The organism is Paracoccus sp. (in: a-proteobacteria), from assembly GCF_030538755.1.
Lineage (GTDB): Bacteria > Pseudomonadota > Alphaproteobacteria > Rhodobacterales > Rhodobacteraceae > Paracoccus.
In genome coordinates this window covers 32667-39572 of the sequence record NZ_JAUNTJ010000024.1, presented here as the reverse complement: position 1 = coordinate 39572, position 6906 = coordinate 32667, and the positions used below count along the sequence as shown (strand labels likewise).

Sequence of the window (6906 nt, the reverse complement as noted above, 5' to 3'; positions counted from 1 at the left end):
ATGACAAAGCGGAACTCGACCCCGTGGCGGTCGGTGATGCTGTCTTCCTTGACCAGCCCGCCAAGCTGGAAATACTCGCCCGGATCAGGCACGCTTTCCGTCAGCTGCGAGGGCGAGCGATACAGGTTGATCCCGTCGCGGAACCCATAGCCGATCAAGCCCGCCGCCACGACCAACGCCACGGCAGCCGCCGACAAAACCTGAATACGGCGCGTTTTTTTCAGCGATTTCAACCCGGCCATGGGTTCCCCCTTTGGTTAAGCGGCCTCAAAGCGGATGGGACGGCGCAGAAACTGCGTAGCCTTGCCAGACACCCGCACAGGATCGCCGGTGGTCAGATATTTCGATTCCGTGCCCGGCCCGGTGAATTCGGGCCTGCGGATCAGATAGTCAGCCAGGCTTTCCGCCACCAGCCCCGCCTGGCTGAAAACCTTGACCTGCGACCCTAAGGCGCGCTGGAACGCATCCTGCACCAGCGGATAATGGGTGCAGCCCAGAATCGCCGCCTCGGGGTGGGGCATCCGGCGCAACAGCGCCTCGACATGGCTTTGCACAAGGGCTTCGGCCAGAATTTCGTCGCCCATTTCAATGGCATCGACGACACCGCCGCAGGGCTGCGCCTCGACATCGACCCCTACGGCGCGAAAGGCCAGTTCGCGCTGAAAGGCGCGGCTGGCGACCGTGGCCGGGGTGGCGAACAGCGCGACATTATTCACCGCCACCCGCCGGGGCGGCGAATTGTCGCCCCATGCGCGTTCGGTCAGCGCCTCGATCATGGGGACGAACACACCCAGCACCCGTTTCCCCGCAGGCAGCCATGTTTCCTGCATCCGGCGCAGCGCGGCGGCACTGGCAGTGTTGCAGGCCAGAATGACCAGATCGCAGCCCTCGGCCCACAGCCGTTCGGTGGCGGCGGTCGTCAGGTTGAAAATATCGTCATGCGTGCGCACGCCATAAGGCGCATGAGCGTTGTCGCCCAGATAGACCAGCGGCAGATCGGGCAGCCGGGCGGCAATGGCCTGATGCACCGTCAGACCACCCAGACCGGAATCGAAAACGCCAACCGCCATGCCAAAATCCCCTTGTCGCGCGCCGCAGTCATAACCCCGCAGCGCGCGAAGGGAAATGACCTAAGTCATTCGGCCGCTTGCCGCATGGGCGATCCGCCGGCGCGGAACTCGGCCAGCAGCTCGGCCCGGCGGGCGGCGGCGGCGGCGATGGCGTCGTCCTTTATCATGCCATAGCCCTTGATGGTCAGCGGCAATTCGGCCAGTTCGCGCAGGGTGGCCATGGTCGCGGGCGTCACCTTGGGCAACAGCTCGGCCATGTCGGATTCGTATTCCGCGATGGCCGCGCGCTCGGCCCGACGCTCGGCCAGCCAGCCGAACGGATCATAGGGCTTGCCGCGCAGCCCCTTTAGCCGCGCCAGCAGCCGGAACAGCGGCAGCGCCCATTGCCCGAACTCGCGCTTGCGCGGGCGGCCATTGGCATCGCGCCCCGGCAGGATCGGCGGCGCAAGGTGGAACGACAGCCGCGTGTCGCCCTGCCAGTGCGCCGCGACCTGATCCGCGGTTTGCAGATGCAGGCGCGCGACCTCGTATTCATCCTTATAGGCCAACAGCTTGTAATAACCGCGCGCCACGGATTCGCGCAGATCAGCGGGGGCGCGGTTGACCAAAGCCATGAACTTGTCGGCCAAAGCCTGATCCTGATAATCGACCAGCCGCGCGGCGCGATAGGCGACGGGATCGGGCGCGGCCTCGGGTTCGGGCGGGCGGGCCGCTGCGGCCGCCTGCCGGGGAAAGGCCATCGCCCAACGGCCGATCTGAAAGGCGCGCTGGTTTTCGGCCACCTTGGCGCCGTTCATCTCGATCGCGCGCAGGATCGCCGCCTCGGACAGCGGGATCAGCCCCTGCTGCCACGCGGCCCCCATCACCAGCATGTTGGAATAGATCGAGTCGCCCAGGACCCGCAGCGCCAGATCGCTGGCATCGAAAAAGGCCGCGCGATCCGCCAGCCGCGCCTGCAACGACAGTTTCAGCCGGTCCGAGGGCACCTGAAAATCGCGAAAGCGGGTAAATTCGCCGGTGACGATTTCGTGATCGTTGACCACCGCGCCGGTGCGGCCCTGCGTCATCAGACCGATGGTCTTGGCCCCCGCCGTCACCACCAGATCGCCGCCGATGATGCAATCGGCCTCGCCCACGGCGACGCGGATGGCGGAAATATCGGCGGGATCATTGGCCAGCCGCAGGTGGATATGCACCGCCCCGCCCTTTTGGGCCAGCCCCGCCATCTCCATCATGCCGGCGCCCTTGCCATCCAGTTGCGCGGCCTGCGCCAGAATGGCACCGATGGTCACGACGCCGGTGCCGCCGACGCCGGTAATCACCACGTTATGGGTGCCCTCGATCACCGGCAGCACGGGCGCGGGCAGATCGGGGATCGCCATGTCCGAGCCTTTGGGCCGGCGCAGCTTGCCGCCGCGCACCGACACGAACGAGGGGCAGAACCCGTTCACGCAGGAATAGTCCTTGTTGCACGACGACTGGTCGATCTCGCGCTTGCGGCCCAGTTCGGTGTCCAGCGGCACGACCGACACGCAGTTCGACTGGACCGAGCAATCGCCGCAGCCCTCGCAAACTTCGGGATTGATAAAGATGCGGCGGTCGGGGTCGGGGAACTGGCCCTTTTTGCGGCGGCGGCGCTTTTCGGCGGCACAGGTCTGGATATACAGGATCGCGCTGACGCCGCCGACCTGTTCCAGCTCCTTTTGCACCGCCATCATGCTGCCGCGTTCCTCGAACCGCAGCCCCTGCGGGAACTGGCCCCGGTCCACGTCCTCTTTTTCGTCATAGACGACGACCACCGGGGCCACGCCCATGGCCAGCAACTCGCGCGCGATCTGCGGGGCGGTCAGGTCGCCTTCGTTCGGCTGACCGCCGGTCATCGCAACAGCGTCGTTATACAGGATCTTGTAGGTGATATTCGTCCCCGCCGCCTTGGCCGCGCGGATCGCCAAAGAGCCGGAATGATTATAGGTTCCGTCGCCAAGGTTCTGAAAAACATGGGATCGCGTGCTGAACGGCGCTTCGCCGACCCAGTTCACCCCCTCGGCCCCCATATGGGTGAACCCGTTGGTTTCGCGGCCCATCCACTGCACCATATAGTGACAGCCGATCCCGGCATAACCACGGCTGCCCTGTGGCAGGCGGGTGCTGCTGTTATGCGGACAACCCGAACAAAACCAAGGAGTTCTGACGGCAATCTCAGGTGCATTATCGTTGCGGCGCACCTCGTTGATGCGATCCAGACCGGCCTTGATGGCATCGGTGCCGCGCCCTTCCTCGATCAGGATGCCACCGATTTTCTGGGCGATCATCACCGGGTCCAGCGCATAGCGGGTCGGGAACAGTTCCTCATGCGTGCGGTCATGCCGCCAGCCATGGACGCGGCGGCCCCGGCGATTGTCAAAGATCGCCTCTTTCAACTGCACCTCGATCAGCTTGCGCTTTTCTTCAACGCAGACGATAAGTTCAAGGTTTTCAGACCATTCCTGCATGGACTTCATGTCCAGAGGCCATGTCTGCCCCACCTTGTAGGTGGTAATGCCCAGCCGGTCGGCCTCGGCCTCGTCGATGCCCAGCAGGGACAGGGCGTGGACCAGATCCAGCCAGTTCTTGCCCGCCGCGACAAAGCCGATGCGCGCGCCCGGCTGACCCCAGACCTTGCGGTCGATGCGGTTGGCGCGGGCGAATGCCTCGGCCGCGTTGCGTTTATGGTCGATCATCCGCGCCTCTTGCGCGATGGGCGTATCGCCGATGCGGATGTTCAGCCCGCCGTCGGGCATCGCGAAATCGGGGGTGACAAAGCGCATCCGGTTCGGATCGCCGTTCACCACGCTGGTCACTTCTACCGTGTCTTTCATGGTTTTCAGGCCGGTCCAGACCCCGGCAAAGCGCGACAGCGCGAAACCATACAGCCCGTAATCCAGAATTTCCTGCACCCCGGCGGGCGACAGCACCGGAATATAGGCGTCGATCATCGCCCAGTCCGACTGATGCAGCACGGTCGAGGATTCGCCCGTGTGGTCGTCGCCCATGGCCATCACCACGCCGCCATGCACCGACGATCCGGCCATGTTGGCGTGGCGCATCACGTCGCCGGAACGGTCCACCCCCGGCCCCTTGCCATACCACAGCGAAAACACGCCGTCGTATTTGCCCTCTCCGCGCATTTCCGCCTGCTGGCTGCCCCAGATGGCGGTGGCAGCAAGGTCTTCGTTCAGGCCGGGCTGAAACAGCACCCCTGCGGCGGATAACCGCTTGGTTTCCCGCATCATTTGCAGATCGACCCCGCCCAGAGGGCTGCCGCGATAGCCCGTCACCAGCCCTGCGGTGTTGAGCCCCGCCGCCTTGTCGCGCGCCGCCTGCATCAGCATCAGCCGCACCAGCGCCTGCGTGCCGTTCAGCAAAACCTGCGATTTCGACAGATCGAAACGGTCCGCCAGCGAAAATTCCGTCTTGCCCATCTGGTCCCCTCCCCAAGAAACGCGGATGACGTATCGTCGCAGTATAGGTCAGAATTGTTGACCGATGAAGGAAAAAATTCATACTCTCGCACTATTGGCACAAGGCGGACCTGCCGCTAGGGTTGCGCTGATTGCATGACAGGCGTTGCGGGATAGAACCCATGGATTGGGACAAGTTACGGATTTTTCATGCTGTTGCGGATGCTGGCAGCCTGACCCACGCGGGCGATGTTCTGCATCTGTCGCAATCCGCCGTCAGCCGCCAGATCCGCGCGCTGGAGGAATCCCTGGGCACCACGCTGTTCCACCGCCACGCCCGCGGCCTGATTCTGACCGAACAGGGCGAGCTGCTGTTCGACGCCACCTCGTCGATGGCGCGCAAGCTGGAAACAACCTCTGCGCGAATCAGGGACAGTGAGGAACACGTTTTTGGCGAATTGAAGGTCACGACGACGGTCGGGTTCGGCACGCTGTGGCTGGTGCCGCGCCTGTCGAAACTGTATTCGCGCTATCCCGACCTGAAAATCGACCTGCTGCTGGAAGAGCGGGTGCTGGACCTGCCCATGCGCGAAGCAGACGTCGCCATCCGCATGAAAGAGCCGCAGCAATCCGATCTGGTGCGCCGCCGCCTGCTGAACATCCGTATGCAATTGTTCGCCACCCGCGCCTATCTGGATGCCGCCGGGGTGCCCGACCGGGTCGAGGATCTGTCGCCGCACCGTCTGATCTGCCAGCAACCTTCGACGCCGCAAGTCTCTGCCGGGGCGGTGCTGTCGCATATGCTGCTGTCGCATAACGTCAGTTCGACGCTGATGGTGAACAACTATTTCGGCGTCTTGCAGGCGGTTCTGGCCGGGGTCGGCATCGGGGTGCTGCCCGACTATCTGACCGCCGATTTCCCCGACCTGATCCGGGTCTTGCCCGACATCGAATCGGTCGAGGTGCCGGTATTTCTGGCATTCCCGGAAGAATTGCGTCAGTCCCGGCGCGTTACCGCCTTTCGCGATTTCGTGCTGGAGGAAATTCAGACCTATCGCCGCAAGCAGGTCGAATCGGACGCGATCCGCGAAACAGTCGATTGAACCGATTGGTTTTTATTTGTGCAATGCAGGGCAGCCGCCCAGGATCACAACCAACGCGTGTAGCCATTCGGCAACGTCATAGGTGCTATGCTGCAATCGCAGCAGGAAATTTCTTGATCCACGGCCCTGCTGCCCATACATCCGCCAAGAGGGTGATGATTGCGCAACCGCATATCGCCTTCAACCTCCCTGTTGGACTATGGCCGGGCCTTGTGCCCGGCTTTTTTTCATCTGCCGGGCGATCACGCCAAGGTGCCTTTCCGCTGTGCAGCGCAGATGCCAAACTGTCGCCAAGAAAAAACGAATGAGGCAAAAATGATGATGCGGCTGATGCTTGCCACAACGGCAGGTTTGATCTGGGGCGGGGCGGCGTTTGCACAATCGGGCTGCGGCGGGCCGGTGACTTTTGCGCAAGGGCAGAACAGCGCGCTGGTGGGGGGCCGGATCGTGGGCGCCTCGGCCTGCGACTTTCAGTTGAGCGGTCAGGCCGGGCAAAGGCTATCGGCCAGCATCAATTCTCAGGGCCGGGTGGCGGCGCGGGTGATCGCGCCGGTGCAACACGATCTGGCAGGTCAGCCGTGGGAATTGCCGCAGAGCGGCGAATATACGGTGCGCCTGTCGCAAAACCCCGACAATGCCTCGATGGGGCAGGCCCCACAGTTCACGGTTGAGTTCCGGATCACCGGCGCGGCCACGCCCGCGACAGCAACCACGCGCCCGCAGGCCCGGCCCGCCGGGCGCACGGTAACGCCGCCCATCACCCCGGCCGAGCCGGCCCCCGCCACGCGCCCCGCCGCCCCGGACAGCGCCGCCGCCACCGCACCGGCCACACGCCCCGCACCCACCGCCGTCGCAGGCACGCGCCCGCAGCCACGCCCGGCGTCTGCGCCCGCGCCCGCCACGCCTCCGGCCAGCACACCAGCCCCCCCTGCCCCCGCGGCAACCGCACAAACCGCCCCTGCCAGCGGCACAACCACCTGCACCCCGGCCGAGCCGCTGGATCGCGACGCCATCGCCATATCGGGCCGCATCGCCAGCGGCGGGCATTGCGATTATACGATCACATCATCCCCCGGCCAGACGCTGACCCTGGTGATGCCGCGCGCCGATGGCTTTCGGGTGCAACTGACCGCGCCGACGCAAGCCACGCTGACCTCGGATCAGCCGCTGCCCCTGCCGCAAGACGGCGCGCAAACCGTGCGCATCACCCGCACCGGCAGCGGCGCGGGCGATTTCGTGGCGCGGCTGCGACTGGACAGGAACTAAACGCAGGCGCGGCGGGCCTTCCTTGCA

5 protein-coding genes are annotated in these 6906 nt (G+C 64.7%); 2 read left to right on the top strand and 3 right to left on the bottom strand.

Annotation, left to right across the window (positions count from 1 at the left end):
* From Q4G14_RS13135 to Q4G14_RS13125, 3 genes are all read right to left on the bottom strand, one after another.
* Nucleotides 1-233, bottom strand: a 233-nt coding sequence (locus Q4G14_RS13135; RefSeq protein WP_303362210.1) for a cytochrome c maturation protein CcmE, incomplete at its 3' end; no start/stop codon positions are given.
* 24 nt (nucleotides 234-257) lie between these two features.
* Entirely contained in the window at nucleotides 258-1070 is an 813-nt protein-coding gene (locus Q4G14_RS13130; protein WP_303362208.1) for a glutamate racemase, read from the bottom strand.
* A gap of 65 nt (nucleotides 1071-1135) precedes the next feature.
* The gene (locus tag Q4G14_RS13125) at nucleotides 1136-4531 is read right to left on the bottom strand and encodes an indolepyruvate ferredoxin oxidoreductase family protein (RefSeq protein ID WP_303362207.1); all 3396 of its coding nucleotides are present in this window, start codon (nucleotides 4529-4531) and stop codon (nucleotides 1136-1138) included.
* 161 nt (nucleotides 4532-4692) lie between these two features.
* Here Q4G14_RS13125 and Q4G14_RS13120 point away from each other — a divergent pair, with 161 nt between their 5' ends.
* Entirely contained in the window at nucleotides 4693-5613 is a 921-nt protein-coding gene (locus Q4G14_RS13120; RefSeq protein WP_303362206.1) for a LysR family transcriptional regulator, read from the top strand.
* Nucleotides 5614-5928: 315 nt separating this feature from the next.
* Entirely contained in the window at nucleotides 5929-6879 is a 951-nt protein-coding gene (locus tag Q4G14_RS13115) for a hypothetical protein (RefSeq protein ID WP_303362205.1), read from the top strand.
* The last annotated feature ends 27 nt before the right edge of the window (nucleotides 6880-6906 follow it).